This is a genomic window from Rhodococcus ruber (assembly GCF_016804345.1).
GTDB lineage: Bacteria > Actinomycetota > Actinomycetes > Mycobacteriales > Mycobacteriaceae > Rhodococcus > Rhodococcus ruber.
Map to the genome: position 1 here is coordinate 5,008,543 of NZ_CP044211.1, position 20,140 is coordinate 5,028,682.

The following is a 20,140-nucleotide window of genomic DNA, read 5'->3' on the forward strand; positions in this document are numbered from 1 at the left end:
GTGAAGAGTGGGGGTGAGTCAGACGGCCTCGGCGATCACGTGCAGCCGGTCGCCGCAGAGCGCAGTACCGCCGAGATCGGTTCCTTGCCCCGGCCAGCCGGTCTCGGTGCGGGGTCCGGGTGTGTCGAACAGTGCCCGCACCACGAATCCGGCGCGCTGCAGGTGGCCGGTCAGCTCCAGCGGAAACAGCAGCCGCCACGCCGAGGTCTGGACGAGGGGCTCGGCGGACTCGGGGATCTGCCACCGCCGGCGGCGGCGTAGCAGCTGCGCGGCGTGGTCGATCCACAGGGTGGTCTCCGCCCGCCAGGTGTGGCCGTGCCAGGAGAAGGACGAGCGGGTGGGCCCGTCGAGGAGTTCGGTGTTGCCGAGGAAGAAGGCGCCGTTGCGCATTTCCGCGATCAGCAGCCCACCGGGACGTAGGTGCCTGCGGCAGCAGCGCAGGCACGATTCCAGCTCGACGTCGGTGTGGCAGTACAGCAGGGCACTGTCGAGGCAGACGATGGCGTCGACGCTCGCGTCGACCTCGAAGGTGCGCAGGTCGCCGACCGCGGCTCTCACGCCCGGATACTGTTGTTGCGCGTACCGCACCATCGCCGGGGACTGGTCGATGCCCAGGCAGCGGTATCCCCGCCGGGCCAGGTATCCCAGGTCGCGGCCGGTGCCACAGCCCAGGTCCAGCACTGTCGCGGGGTGTGTCCGCGGCGCCGGATCGTCGGAGGTCAGGTAGGTCGCGAGAATGTCGTCGACGAACCGGGCGGCGCTGTGGTCCGGGTCGGGGAATCGTGCCTCGTACAGAGCGGGGTTGTCCGTCAACAGGTTCCGAGCCCCTGCAGCCGCGGTCATGTCCGCGCTCCGGCCGGGTCGGCGAGCAGGCCGCGGCGGTGCAACAGCCAGATCCCGGTGGCCGAACCCCATGCGAGGGCGACGCACACCAGCGCTCCGGGCCACCCGTTGCCCAGGTCGAGGCCGTATCCGATCAGCGCATTGCCGCCGGCGGCGGCCACCCCGGAGACCAGGTAGAACATCCCGAACAGAGTTCCGGACATGTTCGACGGCCCGTATGCCGGGATCAGTTCCATCACGAACGGCTGCGCGATCAGGATGCCCGCTTCGAGGATCAGGGCGGAGAGCAACAGCGGTGCCAGCGTCAGGGCGATCCGTCCCGCGCCGTGGGAGGGTTCGCCCCACAGGACCGGCAATGCCACCACGAACGCGGCGCCCATCAGCATCAGCCCCGCCGTGATCGCGGTGCCCCGGCTGGTGTGGCGATCGAACCATCGGGTCAGCCGCACCTGAGCGAGCAGACCGAAGACGGTGGTGGACAGGAACAGCACCGCCACTGCCCCACTCCAGTCGGTGATCCGCCCGGCCAGCACCGGATACACCAGATACATCTGCGTCTGCAGGGCGAACATCCCGAGCATGGTCACGGTGAACAGCACGAACCGGCGGTCGGCCAGCACCGCACCCCAGCCGCGGAGCACCGTCGTCTCGGCGCGGTCCACCGGGTGGGCGGGCAGAAACCGCAGCTGTGCCAGGGTGAGGGCGGCGAAGACGGCCGCCGCGGCGACGGCGACGGTACGGAAGTCCACCGTCAGCAGCGCGCTGCCGATCAGCGGCCCGGACAGTGCCCCCGCCTGTGCGAAGACATTGAAGACCGCGAACGCCTCCGCCCGGCGCCGGGGTTCGGCGACGGCGATGTAGGAGCGCACGGCCGGATTGAACAGAGCCCCAGCCAATCCCGACAGAACAGAGGCGAGCAGCAGCAGCGGCACGCTGGTGCCCACAGCGAACACCGCGAAGCCCACCGACCGTAGTGCGCAGCCGGCGATGATGACCCGATGGGGTCCGAGCCGGTCGGCAGCGGTGCCCCCGATCAGGAACAACCCCTGCTGGCTGAGGGTGCGCGCCCCGAGGACCAGGCCGGTGATCGCCAGGGACAGACCCAGGTTCCCGGTCAGATGCATCGACAGGTACGGCACCAGCATGTAGAAGCCGGTGTTGACGCCGTACTGGTTGAGCACCAGCAGTTGTACCGAGCGGGGGAAGCTGCGCAGCAGAGCGAAGGTCCCTGCCGGGGAGTCGGTGGCGGTCATCGCGTTTCCTCGTTGTCGGGTCGGTACACGCCGAGTCCGGGCAGGCCGCTCGGGCGCAGCTTTCCGTCTCCGCCCCCGAGGCCGGCCCACGGGTCTCGGGCGAGCAGCAGGTGCCCGTCCAGGTCGCACCATCGGGCCAGGGACGCCAGCTGAACCGCGGGGGCGATACCCAGCGAGCTGCACACCAGGCAGCCGAGCATCACCTCCATTCCGCGCGCGCCGGCCGCCTCGGCCAGTGCGTGGGCGCGGTAGATGCCGCCGCACTTGGCGAGTTTGATGTTCACCACGTCCGCGAGGCCGGTCAGCTCGTCCAGGTCCGTCAGGTCGTGGACGGCCTCGTCCGCGACGAGCGGAAGATCGGTGCGGCTGCGCAGCTCCCGCATTCCGTCGCGGTCGTGCACCGGCAGCGGTTGTTCGAGCGCGACGATCGGCAGACCACCGCTGTCGGCGAGTACCGACAGCGCGGTGGCGGCGGTCCACGCTTCGTTCGGGTCGACGATCAGGTCCACGCCTGGAGCGGCAGCGGCGATGGCGGCCAGCCGCCGTACCGATTCGGTCGGGTCGGCGTCGGTCTTGACCTTCAGCAGAGCGAACCCGCACCCGGACAACTCGGCGGCCTCGGCGGCCATGTCCTCGGGCGCACCGATTCCGAGGGTGCGGGAGATCGGGATCTCGGCGGGCAGCGGCAGCCCGAGGTGCGCAGCGCCCGTCTGCCTGTTCACGCGTGCCCGGTAGTCGGCGACGGCGGACCACACGGCGCCGGCGACCGCCGGGTGCACGTGTGCCGGAATCGTTTCGGGGATCCCTCGGGCACCGCAGCACGCCGCGACCGCCCGCAGTTGGGCCTCGACGAGGTGCACGTCCAGGCCCGCGAACACGGAGGTGACGACCTCGCCGCGGCCGCACGATCCCGTGTCGGGATCGGTCACGGTGACCGTGATCGCCTGGCGGGACGACATCACCGCCCGGCTGATCCGGAACGGCCGGGCCAGGGCGAGGGTGCTCACCGACCAGGTCAGGCTCATCGCGCCGTCTCCATCCGGTCCCTCGCCCCCGGGTGCGGGGCCCGCACGGATTCGCACCGCGTCCAGCACTCCGCCGGGTCACCGCACTCGGCGATCTCGTGCGGATGTGTTCGCGGCGGAGCGAGCAGGCTGTGCCGAGCACACCAGTCGTCGTCGAAGATGGTGCGCAGGTAGCGGTCGGGGCCGTCCGGAAAGACGGTGACCACCGAGCCCGGCCAGCGGGTGGCCGCCCACCCGGCCACCGTGGCCACCGCACCCGTCGACCAGCCGCCGGTGTGGAACCCGTCCCGCGCCAGGCTGCGGCAGGCGTGCACGGCCTCGCGCGGGCCGACCCAGTGCACCTCGTCGAACATCTCGTATCGCACATTGCGCGGATGCACGCTGCTGCCCAGTCCCCGCATGACCCGGCAGGCGGCGGGCTGTCCGAAGATCGTCGACCCCACCGCATCGACCCCGATGATCCGCAGGTCCGGCCACGCCTGGCGCAACCGCAGACCCACTCCGCTGCTGTGGCCGCCGGTGCCCACACTGCACACAAGCACCTCGGCCCGCTCGATACCCTGTGCGGCCAGGCCCGCGACGATCTCGTCGGCGAGCCCGTGGTAGCCCACGGCGTTGTCGGGATTGTCGTACTGGTTGGGCCAGTACGCATCCGGGTCGGCGGCAAGAATCCGGTGCAGGACGTCGAGCCTGGCCTGCTGCCACCCGCCTTCCGGGTGCGGACGGTCCACGATCTCCACGGTGGCACCCAGCGCGCACAGCAGATTGCGCATGGCGGGTTCGAGCTCGCAGTCCACCACCAGGGTCACGGGGTGGCCGAGTGGCTGTGCCACGTATGCCAACCCGACTCCCAAAGTGCCGCTGGTCGATTCGACGATCCGCGCGCCGCCCGCAGTTCCCCGCGTCGCCGGGCGCCGACCAGCATCGACAGGGCCGACCGCGCCTTGAGCCCACCGAGGCCGAGCGCCTCGATCTTCGCGAAGTAGCCCGGATGCCGGGTCGGCACCGGCGTGAGGATGCGGACGAGTGGGCTGTTCCCCACCCGCGCCGGTAGATCGATCACAGTCATCGTGCCCTCGACCCGTGGTACAGGTAGATCGGGCCGGCGTCCCCGGTCAGCCAGAAGAACGGGTACGGCTCGGCCGAGAGTGCGTCGATGCCGTGTCCGAGCAACTCCCGGGCGACCGCGGCGCCACTCTGGGCGAACATCGTGATCGGAATCCGCCGGCCGGACGCCGCCACCCGCGCGAACAAGGTGTCGACGGTGCCGTTGCCCAGCATCATTCCGCTGGCCAGCACCGCATCACACTCGTCGAGATGCTCGGTGAAGTCGGTAACGATCGGCTCACCCCACTCGGTGGTGCCGCCCTTCAGATCACACGGCACGTACCGCAGCCCGCGCTCGCGCAAGCTGACGAGCAGCGAGTTGACCACTCCGATCACCAGCACCCGCCCGCCGGGTGGTGCGTCGACCAGCCCGGTCACGTGATGCGCCCGGGCCAGCGAGCGCTGCAGCGAATCCCCGGAATCCAGCTGCACCGTCACTGCGCGGGGCTCATCCGAGTGCGGGCGCTGGTGCGTCAGGTAGGCGTCGAGTGCGGCGATTCGCACGGCGATCTCGGCATGGTGCAGCAGATCGGCCACTGCCACCCCTGCGCAGGCGTGCACGATCTCCGGATCCACCGAGCCCGGCTCGACCGCGCACGAGCCCGTCGCAGCCCCCACCCGCAGCGAGATCACCTGGTTGCGGTAGCCGCCACTGCGCCCGCCGTGCCGTACCCCCTGTGACGTGGTGAACGCAACCGACACCACCACGTCGCGCGCGGGACGCCGGGCAGGGTCGGTGCGGTAACACTCGAGAAGCGCAGCCAGGCGCCCGTTCGTCGCGGTATCGATCGCCGAGGTGGCGGTCACGACGCCGGCTCCTCGCCGTATGTGGCGGAGATCGACGACAACAGGCGCTCCGCCAGCGGGCGGGCCCCGGACCGCTCCGGCGAGATGACGACGACGCTGCCCAGGTAGCTGTTGTTGTCCATTCCCGGCGTGGTTCGGTGACCGGGCCCCTTGAACGCCGCCGAGACCACCGACGGATCGGCTGCGACGGTGTCCACTCCCTCGATTCCGGTGACGACACCCGCCCTCGTCGGCACCAGCATGCTCACGGCTGCGCTCGAGGGCCGTCCGCCGTCACGGTGCTCGTCCGAGACCGTCGGGACGATCGGCTCGCGTCCCAGTGCGAGCTCGACCGCCACCCGCGGCAGGTCGACTCCGCTCACATGCCGGATCAGCTCGGTGATCTGATTGCCGGCCGGCCGTGGATTGATCTCGATGATCCGCGGCCCGGCGGCGGTCAGACGTAGTTCGGTGTGCACCACACCGTGATCGAGGCCCACCGCGCCGATCGCCTCCTCCGCGGCGGCCACCACCTTCGCGCGGTCCCCCTCAGCCAGGTCGGCCGGAAACATGTGCCCGGTCTCCACGAAACCCGACGCCCCACCCAGGCTCTTGTCGGTCACGCCGACCGTGTGGACGTTTCCGCGTGAAATCCAGCTCTCCACACTGAATTCCGGTCCGGCGAGGAACTCCTCGAGCAACACCACCGGACTCCGCCGCTGCCCGCGCGCATTGATCTCGAACCCCCGCAGCGCGTGCACCGCCGACTCGACATCCAGCCAACTGTCCGCGCGTCGCACGAACATTCCCGCACACAGATCGGTGGGCTTGACCACCAAGGGGAATCCCACCAACTCGGCCGCGGTACGGAGCCGGATCGGGTCGTCGACCGAGGCGGTGGTGTGCCGCGGCCCCGGGACACCGACGCAATCCAACACCGCCCGGGTGCGCGCCTTGTCACAGGCGGTCTCGATCGCCTCGGGTGTCGGACCGGGAAGTCCGAGCGCGGCGGCAATTCGCGCGGCCGTCGGCAGGTAGTAGTCGCAACTGGTGAGGACGCCGTCGATCCTTGCCTCGGCATCGATCCGCCGCGCCGCCTCGAGTGCGGCAGCCGGATCGTTGGTCTCGGCAGTCGCCACCGCGCGACCGAGACGCAGCGGATGCGGGGAGCCGTCCGGCAGGGTGTCCGGGTAGTGCCCCGGTCGTCGGGTCAGGAATGTGAACTCGACTCCCAGGTCGGCAATCGCTCTCGGCAGCAACGTTCCCATTGCCCCGACCCAGCTCTCGACCAGCAGTAGGTGTGCCACACGTGGCCTTCCGCTCGCATCCTCCGTAGTACCCAGCGCCACAGAAGCTACTGATAATCGTTATCGTTAGCAAGACTGGTTGTGCCGGACGATTGCGAGGCCGATGAGAACGGTGGCCCACGAAGGTCCGGCAGCTCGTGCCGATCCGCCGATCGAGCCGGGCTCGATCCCAGGCCGGTCGGCGACCCCGGCGACGCCGGGAAAGCCCGGAACAGCGGTGCGAACGGGGTCGCGACGAACGATTGGCGGGCTGCTCACTCGGCCGGGTCACGGACCCCTTCCTCGTCCGAGGAAGTCGCACGGGAGATCTCGGTACGGATCGCCAGGACGGCGTCCCGGTGCGCTGCATCGGTGGCGACGTTGCAGCCGAGCGCGAGATCCTCGAGGAGAAGACCTCGATGGACCGCGAGGATGCGCGAGGCGACGGACCGGGCCGCGCCCGGTGCCGCGCCCGCAGCCTCGATCGCCGCGGCCATGGGGTCGAGCCATTCGGTCACCACCGGGACGAGGAATGTCTGCTGCAGCTCGGGATCCCGCGTCGCCGCGGTATAGATCTCGAAGAACATGGCGGTTCGCCGGCGCCCATCCGGCGTGTGCGCTTCCGCCCAGGCCAGCTCGAGCCCACCGCACCGGCGGGACGTCGCTGTTCACGGCGCGCAAGGCCGGCGCCGGCGGCAAGGCCGGAAACAGCATCGGAACCTACATGTGCAGCAACTTCGCATGCTCACTGTATGTGCGGGAGCTGGCGCCTCTGCCCGGCAATCAGCCCGATCGAGCACTGCCCACCGAGACTCGGATCCGCCGGCTCGGGACTCGACTCGGTGGCTTCGTCGGGCGGGTGCTCGACGAGCAGGACCCCTGACCGCGCTGTGCACTACCCGAGCGGCGCCGTCACCCGGGTGCCTTCACGCGAAGGACCACAGTCCCAGACTGTCGCGCAAGGTGGCCCCGGGGTATGCGGTGCGAAACAGGCCGCGGCGTTGCAGTTCCGGGACGACGAGGTCGACGAAGTCGTCCAGCGAATCCGGATACGCCGGACACATCAGGTTGAATCCGTCGCAGGCGCCGGCGACGAACCACTCCTCGATCCCATCCGCGATCGCCTCGGGCGTGCCGATCATCGTCGCATGTCCTCCTCCGGCCGCGAGGTAGCCGAGCAGTTCACGCAGAGTGGGCCGGTGCGTTTCGATGATCCGTTGTACCGTCGCGTAGCGGCCCTGCGGGCCGGAGAACTGATCGAGGGGCGGCAGGTCGTCCACCGGCGCGTCGAGATCGTGGCCCGTGTAGTCCTGACCGGTGAAGACACCGAGCTGGGCGAGCGCGGCGTCGATGTCGAGCAACGCGTCCAGGGTCGCCTTCTTCGCCCGGGCCTCGTCCTCGGTGCGACCGACGTAGGGGACGAGGCCCGGCAGTATCGCAATCGACGCGGGATCTCGTCCGGCGGCGGCAGCGCGGCCACGCAGATCGGTTGCGAAGTCGAGCGCCGCGGCCGAATCCCACGACACCGAGTACACCGCTTCGGCGTGCCGCGCTGCGAGGTTGCGTCCGGTCTCCGACGCGCCCGCTTGGAACAGCACCGGACGCCCCTGCGGACAACGCGGCACGGTGAGCGGCCCGTCGACGCGGAAGTGCTGACCGCGGTGGTCGATCCGACGGATGGCATCGGCGTCGAGGTATCGACCGGCCGCGCGATCGACGAGGATGCCGGCTTCGTCCCACGAGTCCCACAGCGCAGTCAGCACCTCGATGAACTCCTCGGCGCGGCCGTAACGCTCGGCATGGTCCGGCAGCGCGTCGAACCCGTGGTTGCGCGCCTCCGCGTCGAACATCGAGGTCACAATGTTCACCCCGGCCCGTCCACCGCTGATGTGGTCCAGCGAGGCGAGCATCCGCGCCGCATGGAACGGTGTATGGAAGCTCGCGGACACCGTGGTGACCAGCCCGATGCGATTCGTCCTGCGCGCCATGGCGGACAGCGCGGTCAGGGGTTCGAGAAACCACGTGGTCCCAGCCGTGTAGCCCGGGTTCACGCAGTGTCCGTCGGCGAAGAACACCGCATCGAGGCAGCCGCGTTCGGCGGTCCGCGCGAGTTCCTCGTAGTAGGCGATGTCGCCGATTCGCTCCGCCGCAGACGATGGATGCCGCCAGGCCGCCGAATGGTGGCCGACACCGTGGAGAAAGGCGTTCAGATGGAGGGTGCGGGGCTCCGGCATCAGTTCATCACCAGTCCACCGTCGACCACCAGGTTCTGGCCGGTCACTGCTCGCGACCAGTCGGAAGCGAAGAACAGCACGGCGGCGGCGAAGTCCGCCGGGGTGGTGACCTTCCGCAGGGGCGTGGAGGCGGCGATCAGGTCGAATACTTCCTCGGGGGTCGCTGCCGATGCGTCGGTGGTGCGCAGCAGCCCGCCGGAGACCATGTTCACGCGGATGCCTTCGGGCCCGAGGTCTGCCGCGAACGTGCGGGTCAGCGACAGCAGTGCCGCCTTGGCGGCGGTGTAGTCGTGATACGGCACCACCGGGTTCTGGAACAGGTTGGTGCCGATGTTGATGACGGTGCCGCCGCCGGCCTCGCGCATGCCGGGCAGGGCCGCCTGGATCGTGTTGACAGCGCCGCCGACGATGCCGTCGAGTTGAGCGGCGAAGTCGCCGTAGCCGATCTCGTCGGCTCTGCGGCGCGCGTCGCCGTTGAAGGAGAAGTCGGGCAGCGCGTTGTTGACCACGGTGGTGACCGGCCGGCCGAACTGTTTCCGGGCCTGCGTGAACAGGACGTCTACCTGCGCGGCGTCGGTCACGTCGGCGGGCAGGGCGATCGCACGGTCCGGGCCGATCTTCTCGGCGAGGGCGTGGGCGGCGTCGCTGCTGTTGCGGTAGTTGACCACGACGGCGGCGCCCTCGTCGGCGAACGCCTGCGCGAGGTGGCGACCGAGACCGCGCCCGGCGCCGGTGACGAGGACAGTCTGGTTCTGCAGGAGCATTGTCTGTTCTTTCCCTTCGGTGGGAAGGGGTTCACCGCAGCGACGGACCACACGGCCGCGCCGGCTCGGCATCCCTTCGCTCGCATGATCGAGATCAGGTTCGACGGGTCTGTCTCTCAGCCGTTTCCGGCACCCCGTGTCGAGTCCGTCGCAAGCCTACCCCGGCTGTGCCTGCACGTCGAACTTCGATGTCACATCGGACAACTCGGCAGGCTGCGAAGGATTCCCGCCCGGCACGAGGACGATCCGGCGGCAGTGGGTCGCCTGAACATGGTCCAGAAGAAGCGCTGCCTGTCCTCCGGAATCCGAACCGGCAACGGACAACACTCGCGGCGGTGGACAAGCAGACATCGTCGTTCGGACATCCCTTCGCTAGTACGAACTAGAGCAGGTTCGACGAGTGTGATCTCAGCCCTCCTCCAGGGCACCCCGTGTCGAGAGGATCATAAGGCGTCGACGTCGTTCGGCGGCTCGGTGGGGCCGCGGGAGATGGACGGGTTCGGTGGCGAGCCGGCCGGGGCCACGCCGTACACGGTGCGGTCCGCTTCGCGCGGGTGTGTCGACCTGTGGTGGCGTGCGTGGGGCCCGAAAGCGTTCGTGCGGAACGATCTTGCTCAGGCAGTGTGCCGGTCGACCCACTTCTCGGCGAGTGTGCGAGATCGTCGACGAATTCCGCATTCGTGACGGCCGCAGACGGCAGGGGCCATGGTGTGGCTCACACTCCTGACGGTAGGCTGGACGGCGTGAGTAAGGCCAGTTCGGCGCGCCAACGGTTGCTCGCTTTCGGTTCCGGTGAAGACTTGTCGCGCCGCGCCCGATTGCTGAGCGACGTCCACGACGCGGTGATGTCCGGTCGGACGCCGCCGGTACCGCCGCGCGACGTCGTCGCCCGGTCGTGGTCGCGTCTTCGGGCAGACGGTGTCAGTCCCGCCCGGTGTGAGGACGTCGTACTCGCGGACACTTCCGAACTCGAGGCGCGCCGTGCACGAAGTGCCCTGAGATCGGTTCTGCCCGAGCTACGCGGCACCCTGACCGAGGTGGCGAGCGACGCGAACTTCATCGTGGTCGTCGCAGACTCGGACGGGGTGGTGTTGTGGCGAGAGGGTGCACGCGACGTGCAGAGGGAAGCCGACGTCCTCGGATTCGTGGAGGGCGCCCGGTGGTCGGAGAAGTCGGTGGGCACCAATTCGGTCGGCACGTCGCTGGTCGAGGACGCTCCGGTGCAGCTCTTCTCGGCCGAACACTACGCGCGGTCCCACTACGGCTGGTCGTGTACGGGGTCACCGGTCCACGATCCACGCTCCGGCGAGGTACTCGGGGTACTGGACATCAGCGGGTCCGCGATGTCGGTGCATCCGGCCACCGTGGCCCTCGTGCAGACGGCTGTGCGATTGGCCGAGTCGATGCTCTGGCGCGAGCATGCCGCCCACCTCGACAGGCTCCGTGCCGATGCGGCACCGGTGCTCGCAGCGACGTGCGGGCCCGCCGTTGTCGTGGACGGCCACGGCTGGGTCGTGGCAGCCAGCGGAATCGGCGTTCCCGAACGACTGGCACCGCCGGGCGGCGACCGACCGCTGCTCGTGCCCGGTCTCGGACTCTGCGTGCCCGAACCGCTCGGTGACGCATGGCTGGTGCGGCGCCGAGCGGAACGGGCGGCCGTCGAACTCGAACTCGACCTGGGGGCGGCTCCGCGGGTGACGGTGCGGGGGGAGACGGAATGGACGCGCGCCCTGTCACCGCGGCACGCGCAGATTCTGCGGGTATTGGCACGTACCCGGTCGGCCGGTATCGATGCCGCGTCGTTGAGCGAGGCCCTGTTCGGCGACCGGGACCACATCGTTGCCGTCCGTGCCGAGGTCTCCCGCCTGCGTAAGAGCCTCGGTCCTGTGCTGACGCCCCAACCGTACCGGTTCGCGGAGGGGGTCGAAGTCCGTGTGATCAGGTGAGATCCGCCTGCGGATATCTCGCTCCGAGCCCCCGCCGCCTCCGTGTCGACGAATCCGGGTAGGAGCGGCACGCGCGCCCTCCTCCCCGGGGCTCACAGTGGGGCGGACCGGGCTTCTCTCCGAACATCGTCCCTCCGGGTCGGCGCGGATTCGGCGGGGCGCGAGGCGACGGTGCGCGCAGCGACGAAGTTGCGCAGGTCCGCACGTAATCGGGGGTGCAGCCGTAAGGCGGCGGGGCTGTCGAGGATCTCACCCAGCCGGGTCAGATATCCCGCGGGGGTCATACCGAATTCGACGAGAAGGTCTCCGGGACTTCCGCCCCCGTAGGGCAGCCAGCGGCGGGCGAACTCGACGATGCGGTCGTCTTCGACGGCGGAACTCATGTGGTCACTCTCCTGGCGGGTGCGCTGGGGCGAGACGGCTGAGAGCAGCCGCGAGTGGACGGCGGTGGTGGGCCATGGCGTCGGCGTAGAGGCGGCCGGCGCGGTAGGAGGAACGCACGAGCGGCCCCGCCAGGACGCCGGCGAAACCGATCTCCTCGGCGGCCTTCGCGTGCTCGACGAATTCTTCCGGCGCGACCCACCGCTCGACTGGGTGGTGCCGCGGCGAGGGACGCAGATACTGGGTGATGGTGAGGATGTCGCAGCCGGCATCGTGCAGGTCGATCATCGCCTGATGCACTTCCTGTGGGGTCTCGCCCAGACCGAGGATCAGGTTCGATTTGGTGATCAGGCCGAAGTCGCGGGCGGCGGCGAGCACACCGAGCGAGCGTTCGTAGCGAAACGCGGGGCGGATCCGCTTGAAGAGCCGCGGCACGGTCTCGAGGTTGTGGGCGAGCACCTCGGGCCGGGAGTCGAACACCTCGGCCAGCAGGTCGGGCTTTCCGCCGAAGTCGGGGACGAGGTTCTCGACGCCGGTGCCGGGGTTGAGGGCGTGGATCTGCCGGACGGTTTCGGCGTAGAGCCAGGCGCCGCCGTCGGGCAGGTCGTCGCGGGCGACCCCGGTGATGGTGGAGTACCGAAGTCCCATCGCGTGCACGGACTCGGCGACGCGGCGGGGCTCGTCCCGGTCGAGGTCGGTGGGTCTGCCGGTGTCGATCTGACAGAAGTCGCAGCGGCGCGTGCACTGCCGCCCGCCGATCAGGAACGTGGCTTCGCGGTCTGCCCAGCATTCGAAGATGTTGGGGCAGCCGGCTTCCGCACACACCGTGTGCAGCCCTTCGCGTTCGACCAGACTCTCGAGTTCGGCATACGCAGGACTCGTCTTGACGCGCGCCTTGATCCAGTTCGGCTTGCGTTCGATGGGGGTCTGCGCGTTGCGGACCTCCAGTCGAAGCAATGTGCGGCCCGACCGGGCCGGCGCCTCGGGTGATGTTCCAGGGGTGGGATTCACGTTTCGTTCGATTCCTGGGCGTGGGGTTCCCGCCGAACCACGGTCCCACGCGGGCCCGCGGTTCGGCGGGACTTGCTACATGTTGATCGGGCGGCCCAGTGCGGCCAGAACCGATTCGTGCATCGCCTCCGACAGTGTCGGGTGCGCGAAGACGACCTCGGCGAGATCGTCGGCGGTCGCCTCCAGGGATCGAGCGATACCGAATCCTTGGATCTGCTCGGTGACATCCGGGCCGACCATGTGGGCACCGAGGAGTTCGCCGCTGTCGGCGTCGAAGATCGTCTTCACGAACCCGTCGGCTTCACCGATCGCGAGCGCCTTCCCGGACGCCTGCAGGTCGAACTGCCCGATCTGCAGGCGGCGGCCGGTCGCACGCGCTCGTTCTTCGGTGAGACCGAGGCTGGCGACCTGCGGCCTCGCATAGGTACAGCCCGGAACGTAGTCGCGGTCCAACGGCCGGACGTGATCCGCACCGGCGAGCCTGTCCACACACAGCACGGCCTCGTGGCTTGCCTTGTGGGCGAGGCAGGGTGCGCCCGCCACGTCACCGATCGCGTACACGCCGAATGCGGTGGTGCGACACCACTGGTCGGTGGTGACGAATCCGCGATCGACCTCGACGCCGAGTTCCTCGAGGCCGAGGTCCTCGACGTTGCCCTGGATTCCGGCCGCAACGAGAACCCTGTCCACGGTCGACTCGTCGATCGTTCCGTCGGCCGACCGGACGGCCACGGTGACGGCGTTCGTGCCGACCGTCAGTTCGGACACCGAGGCGCCGGTGTGAATCCTGATGCCTCGCTTCTCGAACTGCCGCCGTACGTGGCCCGCGACGGCGGCATCCTCGACCGGCATGATCTGCGGAGCCACCTCGACGAGGGTGACGTCGGTGCCGAGATCGTTGTACAGACTCGCGAATTCGACGCCGATGGCGCCGGAGCCGATGACCAGCAAGGACTTCGGCAACTCCGACGGGACCAGGGCATCGAAGTACGTCCAGACCCGGTCACCGTCGGGGACGACACCGGGTACCGATCGCGGCCGGGCTCCGGTGGCCAGGATGATGTGGTCGGCCCGGTACTCGGACACCGACTCGTCCGCGGCCGTCACTGCGACGACGCCTTTGTCGAGCAGCCGCGCCGACCCCCGGACGACGTCGATGCCGTTCTTCTTCATCAGGTAGCCGATGCCGTCGGACAGTCGCCCGGACACCGACCGGCTGAACTCGACGAGGCGTCCCATGTCGAATTCCACACCGCTCGCGCTGAATCCGAGCGGACGCAGGTTCGCCAGCGTGTGTGCGACATCGGCGCCGTGCAGCAGTGCCTTGGTGGGGATGCACCCCCAGTTCAGGCAGATCCCGCCGAGCCGGTCCCGCTCGACGACCGCAGTGCGCAGACCGTGCTGCGCGGCGCGGATGGCGGCGACATAGCCACCCGGCCCGCTGCCGACGACGAGGACGTCGTATTTCTCTGTCATGGTGTACCTCTCAGACCAGCATCAGCGCGGGTGACTCGACGAAACGCCGGAGTTCTCGCAGGAAGGTCGCGCCGAGCGCGCCGTCGATCACCCGGTGGTCGCACGAGAGCGTGACGGTGAGCATCGTGCGCGCAACCACCTGACCGTCGACGACGACGGGACGCTCCTGTCCGGCACCGACCGCGAGGATGGCGCCCTGCGGCGGGTTGATGATCGCGTCGAACTCCCGCACATCGAACATGCCGAGGTTGGACACCGTGAAGGTGCCGCCTTGGAACTCGTCGGCCGTCAGTTTCCCGGTCTTGGCCTTGGTCACCAGCGACTGCACCTCCCCGGAGATCTCGGCGAGCGTCTTGCCGTCGGCGCCGCGCACGATCGGGGTGATCAGACCCGACGGCAGTGCGACAGCCACCGAGATGTCGGCACTCGCGTAGCGCAGCACCGACTGTGTCGCCTCGTCGAACTGAACGTTGACATCGGGCACCTTCCGCAGCGCCGCGGCACACGCTTTGACGACGAAATCGTTGACCGACAGCTTGACGGCCGGAACGGTCGCGTTGATCTTCGTCCGCAAGGCAAGAAGATCGTCGATCTGCAGGTCCGCGGTGAGCCGGAAGTGCGGGGCGCTGCGCTTCGACTCCTGCAACCGCTGCCCGATCGCCTTGCGCATCGCGGTGAACGGAATCGTCTCGAACTCCGCCTCCGCGGCGGGTTCGGGCGCGGCGACGACTTCCGGTTGCAGCCGGAACCGGCGCTCGGCCTCGCGGACGTCGGCCTCACACACCCGACCACGTGAACCGGTGGCGCGGCAGTCGTGCAGATTGATCCCGAGGGACGCGGCCAGACGTCGGGCCACGGGGGTGGCCGGGACGGCGGTGTCGTCCTCGAAGGAACGTCCCGGTACACCCGACCGCGTCGGCGACTGCGGTGGTGCGACGGTTCCACCAGCCGCACGGATCGAGTCGTGGAGATCGGCAACCGAGATCCGGCCCTCCCGGCCGGTCCCCGTCACACGGGCCAGGTCGATCGACAGCTCGTCCGCCAGGCGGCGGGCGTGCGGAGTCGCGAACACGTCACCGTTCGTCCGTCCGCGCAGGGCATCGGGAACGATCGTCGCGCCGGGACGCGGACGGGACCCGGGGGCCGCCCCGGTCGCCGGGACCGATTCGTGGGCCGCCGGCGCCGGCGGGCTGCTCTCGAGATCCGGCGGCGCGGGGGCGGGCTGCCCGCCCGGCGACCGCCCCGACTCGGCCGGTGCCGGCACCTGATCTGCCCCGATGCCCGCGAGGAATTCCTCGATCTCGGCGTCCGAGACCGCGGCCTCGGCCGACACCGCCAGCACCGCACCGACCGGCAACGTCTCCCCCGGCTTGGCGACGACCCGTCGGAGCACCCCGTCGAACGGCGCCTCCAACTGGTTGGCGATCTTGCTGGTCTCGATCTCGCAGATCAGGTCGCCCTTCGAGAAGGACGCTCCCTCCTCGACCAGCCACTCCGCCACGGTGCCTTCCTCCATGGACAGGCCCCACTTGGGAACTTCGATCAGTTTGATCTCACTCATGTCAGGCACTCACAACCTTGCGGACGGCGGCCTCGATCCGAGCGGCGTTCGGCAGCCACGCCTGCTCGAGGACCGGGGAGAACGGCACCGGAGTGTGCGGCGGGGTGACCAGTTCGATCGGCGCCTTCAGTGACCCGAACGCACGCGTCGCGATCAGCGCGGCGACGTCGTGACCGAACCCGCAGCGCGCCGCGGACTCGTCGGCGATCACAACCCGGCCGGTGGAGGCGACGGATTCGAGGATGCCCTCCTCGTCGAGGGGCGACACCGTGCGGGGGTCGACGACCTCGACGGAGATCCCCTCGGCTGCCAGCTTGTCCGCGGCGGTGTTGGCGGCGTTCACCATCGCCGACAGCGCGATGATCGTGACGTCCGTGCCCTCACGGGTGTAGTTGGCGACACCGAACGGGATCGTGTACGGCTCGTCCGGAACCTCGCCCTTGACGTCGTAGAGTGTCTTGTGTTCACAGAACACGACGGGATCATCGTCGCGAATCGACTGGATCAGCAGGCCTTTGGCGTCGTACGCATTCGACGGGGCGACGACCTTGAGGCCGGGAACGGCGGCGAACACGTTGTACGGTGACTGCGAGTGCTGGGCGGCGGCGGAGAATCCGGCGCCGATCATGCCCCGCACCACCAGCGGGGTACGGGCCTTGCCGCCGAACATGTACCGGAACTTCGCGGCCTGGTTGTAGAGCGCGTCGTAGCAGACTCCGAAGAAGTCCATGAACATCAACTCGGCCACCGGTCGCAGCCCGGTCAGAGCAGCGCCGGCTGCCATGCCGATGATCGCGGACTCGGTGATCGGGGTGTCGATGACACGGTCGGAACCGAACTCGGTCCACAGACCCTTCGTCACCCCCAGCACACCGCCGAACGCCTCCACCTTCCCGGACTCGAGCTCCGGATTGGTGCCGGCGTGACCGCCGCGCAGGTCCTCACCGATCTGCACGACCGTCGCGTCCCGCTGCATCTCCTGTGCGAGTGCGGCCTTGATCGCTTCGCGATATGTCGTCTTCGACGTGGTCATTTTCGTTCTCTCTCTCAGTACGACACGTAGACGTCGGTCAGCAGGTTCGTCAACGGCGGATACTCGGCAGCGCGCGCCTTCGTGACGGCGACCTCGACCCGTTCACGAGCCTCGGCGTCGATCGCATCGAGTTCCTTCGCGGTGACCTTCTTGCCGTCGACCTTCGCGCGGAACTTCACCAGCGGATCGTGGGTTCTTCGGAGTTCGGCGACCTGGTCCGCGGTGCGGTACAGCTGGGCGTCGCCCTCGAAGTGGCCGTGCCAGCGGTGTGCCACCGCCTCGATGGTGGAAGGACCGCCTCCCCTGCGGGCGCGCTCGACCGCCTCGCGCGCCGCCTCGTGGACCTCGAAGAAGTCGGTACCGTCGACGGTGGTAGCGGGCATCCCGAACGACGCGGCGCGCGCAGCGATACTCGGTGTGCCGACCGCATAGTCGCGGCCGGTGGCCTCACCGAATCCGTTGTTCTCGATGACGAAGACGATCGGCAACTCGAGCACGACCGCCATGTTCATGGCCTCGAACACGGTGCCCTGATTGGATCCGCCGTCGCCGGTGAACGAGGCCGCGACACCGCCGTTCCCCAGGGTCTTGGCGCTCAGCGCAGCACCGATCGCCAGCGACGGGGCACCGCCGACGATCGCGTTCGCGCCGAGCATGCCCACCGACAGGTCGGCGATGTGCATCGATCCGCCCTTGCCGTGGCACAGTCCGTCGTTCTTGCCGAAGATCTCGGCCATCATCCCGTCGAGGTCACACCCCTTGGCAATGCAGTGGCCGTGTCCGCGGTGGGTGGAGCCGATGTAGTCGGTGTCGTGCAGGTTCTCGCACACACCGACGGCGATCGCTTCCTGCCCCGAGTACAGATGGATGAACCCCGGGATGTCGCCGGTCGCGTTCTCCTCGTGCAACCGGTCCTCGAACTCGCGGATCTCCGACATCTTCCGATACGCGCTCAGTAATGCACTCTTGTTCAGCGCCATTGCTCTCCTCTACTTTCTGCCTGAGGGCCTGCCGCACAGGGCCGAGCCCCGAGCGTGACGAGACTTCGGGACGGTCCTCGTCTCACGCCGTGTAACCCGGGTCACGAATGTAGGGAGAGGGAGCGAGCCCGCTCAACGTTGCGGCGGATTGCAGCCCGGGCCCGGCACGAACACTCGCGGTCGCAGCCGGGTCGGTTGCCGCACGGAACGCGCGCGGGCTGGATACCGCGCATGGAAAAGCGGGAGAGCACTCGGGAAGGGGGCGGATCGATCCGCAGCCGTGACAGGGTCCCCGTGAAGATGACATCGCCGACGACACTTCGATGTGCCCGGTTTGCCGGATTTTTTGTGTCCCTGGTGAATACCGTGGTTCTCCTGACGAACTCGACGTTCGATGGCCACCGGCGCGTAGCGACGGCCACAGCAGCGAGAAGCTGGTGTTTCCGCCGATGCGGCGACCACCGCTGCTACCTGACCGGCCCACGGTCACCCGAGTCTGCTCCCGGACCAGCCCGGGACCGCACAAGCGCCGGGCCCCGGCGCGGGCACGGGATCTACGTTCCCCGCCGAGGCAGCGGATCCGGCAGAGCCGTCCAGGCTGCAGGCCCGGCAAGAAACTCGTCGTCATCGAGGATGCACGCATCCAGCACGTCCTGCAGCCGGGCAGGATCGAGGTCGACGCCGAAGAATGCGATGTCCTGGCCTAGGGCGAGCGATTCCTCCGCGCAGGCATCGGTGTCGGTGTGCATGGCCGTGAACTGCAACTCGGTGGCACATTGATCCCACAGCACCACCGTGTGGGGGCGCGATGCAAGCTGGCAGAAGCCCACCGCCCGTACCACATTCGCCCCGACAGGCGAGTCCGGACCTGCATCGAACAACGCAGCCAGACGGCCGGGATGAAACGGGCGAAGATTCTGATACCGGAAGGTGGACACCCGTGCGTGGACACTGCGCGGGGCGAAGGTGTCGCTGAGCACGTGCATCCAACCCGCGCGGTTGAGGCTCGCCTCGGCGTCGTCGAATCCGTGCCGATCGAGCGCCAAGGGGGCGTCGGCTCCGAGCAGCACCACCGTCGCCGCCGGGTTCAGGTGCCCGACCAGCGCCACGAGCAGATGGAGATCGTCCACTGCCAGCGATGTCCATGCGGTGAACACCACGACGGTGGCGTGCTCGATCTGCGTCGCGGTCGCCACGAGCGACGCCCCCGGGTTTCGCCTCCGGTACAGGGCAGGGGCAACCAACATATCCCACAATGTCAGGGCGTCGACGGTAGTGACGACCGAGGCGAGGGCGAGGCCCCGGGGATGTTCGTCGCGGGCAGAGACGAATTCGGAGATCACGTGCGGCGCGCCGGCGTCCCCGCGGCACTGCAACAGCGCGTCGGTAGCGGTGACGTCCGCGGCCGAGCGCAGGTGCGGCACGAAGGCGTCGAACTCGACGAGCCGGTCCGCAGCCGACGGGCCCAGAGCGCGGCGCAACGCGGTGGCTGCCGCCGGTTGCGTGAAGAAGAGGTGCACGCGCACCGGATCGGAGATGTCCATGGGGCGTCCTGAGGGTCGAGGTGCGATGCCCCATTATAACGATAACCGTTTTCATTAATAGGGGGACTCGTGAACGTCGGCCGCTCGTCGCCCGAGTCCTCGAAGACCCTGCTCATGGGGTCGCCCGCCGTCGCCACCACGGACCCCGTTGGAGTCGGTGTGCGACGTCGAGCGTGTCCTCGGAGCTCACCCTGCGATTCGTCGACCCCGAGTTCGGCGGCGACCGCTGTCGCCCTCCCGGGAGTGGGCCGCTGCCGCGGTTCCCAGACCATGAGGGGAACTCACAGCGAGTCGAGCAGATCCAGCGCTGTCGGAACGACGGCCGGTGTCAGCACTCCGAGGCCGAACGAGGCCACCGGTGCTCCGATCGGCCGGTGGAGCAAAGAGAACACCGCGATACCCAGCAGGATCAGCCAGGCGCCGACCACCGCGACACGGATCGGCGCGACCCCCAGCAGTGCCCCGATGCTGCAGATCCCACCCAGCAGCACCCATCTCCAGCGCAGATTGCGCTCACAGAACTCCCGGATGCGCGGGTCGGTTGCGCCCCGGGGCGAGTCCTGCCGGTCAGTGGTCGTCGTAGTGCCCCTCGTGCGCGGCGTGCCGGTGCCCCTCGTGGATGTAGTCCATGTGGTCGCCGTGCGGAACGGCCACATGCCCGCAACCCTCGCCATGGGTGTGGTCGTGGCCTGCATGCTCGCGGTGGTCGGTCTCGGTCATCGCAGAACTCCTCCGTCGGGAACCGTCACCCCTCGTCCAGTATCCCACCGCGACCGGGGGCGGACACCCGACTCAAGCACTCACCTCGGGCACTGTTCGCGGGCCGGGACGGAGCGAGGGGTCCGTAGGGCACCGACGCGGCACGCGTCGAAGCGGGACCCTCAGGACGAGACCGGCACGAAGCCCACCA

Annotated in this window: 18 protein-coding genes, 2 pseudogenes and 2 riboswitches; of the genes and pseudogenes, 2 read left to right on the plus strand and 18 right to left on the minus strand. The window is 68.9% G+C overall.

The window, feature by feature from the left end; genetic code table 11:
• Nucleotides 1-18 precede the first annotated feature (18 nt).
• The 7 genes and pseudogenes from F1734_RS22880 to F1734_RS22910 all read right to left on the minus strand — a co-directional run bounded on the left by F1734_RS22880 (nucleotide 19) and on the right by F1734_RS22910 (nucleotide 6,935).
• Entirely contained in the window at nucleotides 19-843 is an 825-nt protein-coding gene (locus tag F1734_RS22880) for a class I SAM-dependent methyltransferase (protein WP_026137565.1), read from the minus strand.
• On the minus strand, nucleotides 840-2,096 hold the full coding sequence (locus tag F1734_RS22885) for an MFS transporter (protein WP_010593443.1): 1,257 nt from the start codon (nucleotides 2,094-2,096) through the stop codon (nucleotides 840-842). The genes F1734_RS22880 and F1734_RS22885 overlap by 4 nt, the downstream gene beginning before the upstream one ends.
• Nucleotides 2,093-3,121, minus strand: a complete 1,029-nt coding sequence (locus tag F1734_RS22890; RefSeq protein WP_203011117.1) for an enolase C-terminal domain-like protein — start codon at nucleotides 3,119-3,121, stop codon at nucleotides 2,093-2,095. The genes F1734_RS22885 and F1734_RS22890 overlap by 4 nt, the downstream gene beginning before the upstream one ends.
• Nucleotides 3,118-4,190, minus strand: a pseudogene (locus tag F1734_RS22895) (PLP-dependent cysteine synthase family protein). Before F1734_RS22895 ends, F1734_RS22890 begins: the two are co-directional and overlap by 4 nt.
• Nucleotides 4,187-5,035: a hypothetical protein gene (locus F1734_RS22900; RefSeq protein WP_203011118.1), complete on the minus strand. Its 849-nt coding sequence runs from the start codon at nucleotides 5,033-5,035 to the stop codon at nucleotides 4,187-4,189. The pseudogene F1734_RS22895 and the gene F1734_RS22900 overlap by 4 nt, the downstream one beginning before the upstream one ends.
• Nucleotides 5,032-6,321, minus strand: a complete 1,290-nt coding sequence (locus F1734_RS22905; RefSeq protein ID WP_048773207.1) for an ATP-grasp domain-containing protein — start codon at nucleotides 6,319-6,321, stop codon at nucleotides 5,032-5,034. The genes F1734_RS22900 and F1734_RS22905 overlap by 4 nt, the downstream gene beginning before the upstream one ends.
• Before the next feature lie 254 nt (nucleotides 6,322-6,575).
• Nucleotides 6,576-6,935 (minus strand): TetR family transcriptional regulator, encoded by a 360-nt coding sequence (locus tag F1734_RS22910; RefSeq protein WP_332112659.1) that lies wholly within the window; start codon nucleotides 6,933-6,935, stop codon nucleotides 6,576-6,578.
• Here F1734_RS22910 and F1734_RS22915 point away from each other — a divergent pair.
• The gene (locus F1734_RS22915; RefSeq protein WP_230831746.1) at nucleotides 6,833-7,183 is read left to right on the plus strand and encodes an FBP domain-containing protein; all 351 of its coding nucleotides are present in this window, start codon (nucleotides 6,833-6,835) and stop codon (nucleotides 7,181-7,183) included. The two genes, F1734_RS22910 and F1734_RS22915, sit on opposite strands and share 103 nt — an antisense overlap.
• A gap of 43 nt (nucleotides 7,184-7,226) precedes the next feature.
• On the opposite strand, the gene F1734_RS22920 is transcribed toward F1734_RS22915, so the two are convergent.
• Together F1734_RS22920 and F1734_RS22925 are read right to left on the minus strand one after the other, a co-directional pair.
• Nucleotides 7,227-8,534 carry an LLM class flavin-dependent oxidoreductase gene (locus tag F1734_RS22920; RefSeq protein WP_059174951.1) on the minus strand — a complete coding sequence of 436 codons (1,308 nt, stop codon included), beginning with the start codon at nucleotides 8,532-8,534 and terminating at the stop codon, nucleotides 7,227-7,229.
• The gene (locus F1734_RS22925; protein ID WP_010593451.1) at nucleotides 8,534-9,298 is read right to left on the minus strand and encodes a 3-oxoacyl-ACP reductase; all 765 of its coding nucleotides are present in this window, start codon (nucleotides 9,296-9,298) and stop codon (nucleotides 8,534-8,536) included. The genes F1734_RS22920 and F1734_RS22925 overlap by 1 nt, the downstream gene beginning before the upstream one ends.
• Before the next feature lie 54 nt (nucleotides 9,299-9,352).
• Nucleotides 9,353-9,445, minus strand: a riboswitch (TPP riboswitch).
• Between the two features lie 200 nt (nucleotides 9,446-9,645).
• Nucleotides 9,646-9,740, minus strand: a riboswitch (TPP riboswitch).
• A 376-nt stretch (nucleotides 9,741-10,116) separates the two neighbouring features.
• Between F1734_RS22925 and F1734_RS22930 the strand changes: the two genes are divergently transcribed.
• A complete protein-coding gene (locus F1734_RS22930) occupies nucleotides 10,117-11,244 on the plus strand; it encodes a GAF domain-containing protein (protein WP_225222678.1) in 1,128 nt (375 codons plus the stop codon).
• 92 nt (nucleotides 11,245-11,336) lie between these two features.
• Here F1734_RS22930 and F1734_RS22935 read toward each other — a convergent pair whose 3' ends face one another.
• From F1734_RS22935 to F1734_RS22975, 9 genes and pseudogenes are all read right to left on the minus strand, one after another.
• Nucleotides 11,337-11,627 carry a DUF3263 domain-containing protein gene (locus tag F1734_RS22935; protein WP_203011119.1) on the minus strand — a complete coding sequence of 97 codons (291 nt, stop codon included), beginning with the start codon at nucleotides 11,625-11,627 and terminating at the stop codon, nucleotides 11,337-11,339.
• A 4-nt stretch (nucleotides 11,628-11,631) separates the two neighbouring features.
• The gene (gene lipA, locus F1734_RS22940) at nucleotides 11,632-12,636 is read right to left on the minus strand and encodes a lipoyl synthase (RefSeq protein ID WP_043822252.1); all 1,005 of its coding nucleotides are present in this window, start codon (nucleotides 12,634-12,636) and stop codon (nucleotides 11,632-11,634) included.
• A gap of 75 nt (nucleotides 12,637-12,711) precedes the next feature.
• A complete protein-coding gene (gene lpdA, locus F1734_RS22945) occupies nucleotides 12,712-14,112 on the minus strand; it encodes a dihydrolipoyl dehydrogenase (protein ID WP_203011120.1) in 1,401 nt (466 codons plus the stop codon).
• A gap of 10 nt (nucleotides 14,113-14,122) precedes the next feature.
• Nucleotides 14,123-15,673, minus strand: coding sequence for a 2-oxo acid dehydrogenase subunit E2 (locus tag F1734_RS22950; protein ID WP_203011121.1), 1,551 nt, complete (start codon nucleotides 15,671-15,673; stop codon nucleotides 14,123-14,125).
• 1 nt (nucleotide 15,674) lies between these two features.
• Nucleotides 15,675-16,706, minus strand: coding sequence for an alpha-ketoacid dehydrogenase subunit beta (locus F1734_RS22955; RefSeq protein ID WP_017679840.1), 1,032 nt, complete (start codon nucleotides 16,704-16,706; stop codon nucleotides 15,675-15,677).
• A gap of 14 nt (nucleotides 16,707-16,720) precedes the next feature.
• On the minus strand, nucleotides 16,721-17,686 hold the full coding sequence (locus F1734_RS22960; RefSeq protein WP_010593458.1) for a thiamine pyrophosphate-dependent dehydrogenase E1 component subunit alpha: 966 nt from the start codon (nucleotides 17,684-17,686) through the stop codon (nucleotides 16,721-16,723).
• Between the two features lie 554 nt (nucleotides 17,687-18,240).
• Complete coding sequence (locus tag F1734_RS22965; protein ID WP_238424031.1) at nucleotides 18,241-19,230, minus strand: GTP-binding protein; 990 nt, start codon at nucleotides 19,228-19,230, stop codon at nucleotides 18,241-18,243.
• 281 nt (nucleotides 19,231-19,511) lie between these two features.
• Entirely contained in the window at nucleotides 19,512-19,721 is a 210-nt protein-coding gene (locus F1734_RS22970) for a hypothetical protein (RefSeq protein ID WP_059174947.1), read from the minus strand.
• Between the two features lie 76 nt (nucleotides 19,722-19,797).
• Nucleotides 19,798-19,926, minus strand: a pseudogene (locus tag F1734_RS22975) (zinc transporter permease); the annotation flags it as partial.
• Between the last annotated feature and the right edge of the window lie 214 nt (nucleotides 19,927-20,140).

What these genes read in the sequence shown, in the direction of transcription:
- F1734_RS22880 (WP_026137565.1), bottom strand. Translation starts at nt 843, where the DNA reads ATGACCGCGGCTGCAGGGGCTCGGAACCTGTTGACGGACAACCCCGCT.
- F1734_RS22885 (WP_010593443.1), bottom strand. Translation starts at nt 2,096, where the DNA reads ATGACCGCCACCGACTCCCCGGCAGGGACCTTCGCTCTGCTGCGCAGC.
- F1734_RS22890 (WP_203011117.1), bottom strand. Translation starts at nt 3,121, where the DNA reads ATGAGCCTGACCTGGTCGGTGAGCACCCTCGCCCTGGCCCGGCCGTTC.
- F1734_RS22915 (WP_230831746.1), top strand. Translation starts at nt 6,833, where the DNA reads ATGTCTGCTGCAGCTCGGGATCCCGCGTCGCCGCGGTATAGATCTCGA.
- F1734_RS22920 (WP_059174951.1), bottom strand. Translation starts at nt 8,534, where the DNA reads ATGCCGGAGCCCCGCACCCTCCATCTGAACGCCTTTCTCCACGGTGTC.
- F1734_RS22925 (WP_010593451.1), bottom strand. Translation starts at nt 9,298, where the DNA reads ATGCTCCTGCAGAACCAGACTGTCCTCGTCACCGGCGCCGGGCGCGGT.
- F1734_RS22935 (WP_203011119.1), bottom strand. Translation starts at nt 11,627, where the DNA reads ATGAGTTCCGCCGTCGAAGACGACCGCATCGTCGAGTTCGCCCGCCGC.
- lpdA (WP_203011120.1), bottom strand. Translation starts at nt 14,112, where the DNA reads ATGACAGAGAAATACGACGTCCTCGTCGTCGGCAGCGGGCCGGGTGGC.
- F1734_RS22950 (WP_203011121.1), bottom strand. Translation starts at nt 15,673, where the DNA reads ATGAGTGAGATCAAACTGATCGAAGTTCCCAAGTGGGGCCTGTCCATG.
- F1734_RS22955 (WP_017679840.1), bottom strand. Translation starts at nt 16,706, where the DNA reads ATGACCACGTCGAAGACGACATATCGCGAAGCGATCAAGGCCGCACTC.
- F1734_RS22960 (WP_010593458.1), bottom strand. Translation starts at nt 17,686, where the DNA reads ATGGCGCTGAACAAGAGTGCATTACTGAGCGCGTATCGGAAGATGTCG.
- F1734_RS22965 (WP_238424031.1), bottom strand. Translation starts at nt 19,230, where the DNA reads ATGGACATCTCCGATCCGGTGCGCGTGCACCTCTTCTTCACGCAACCG.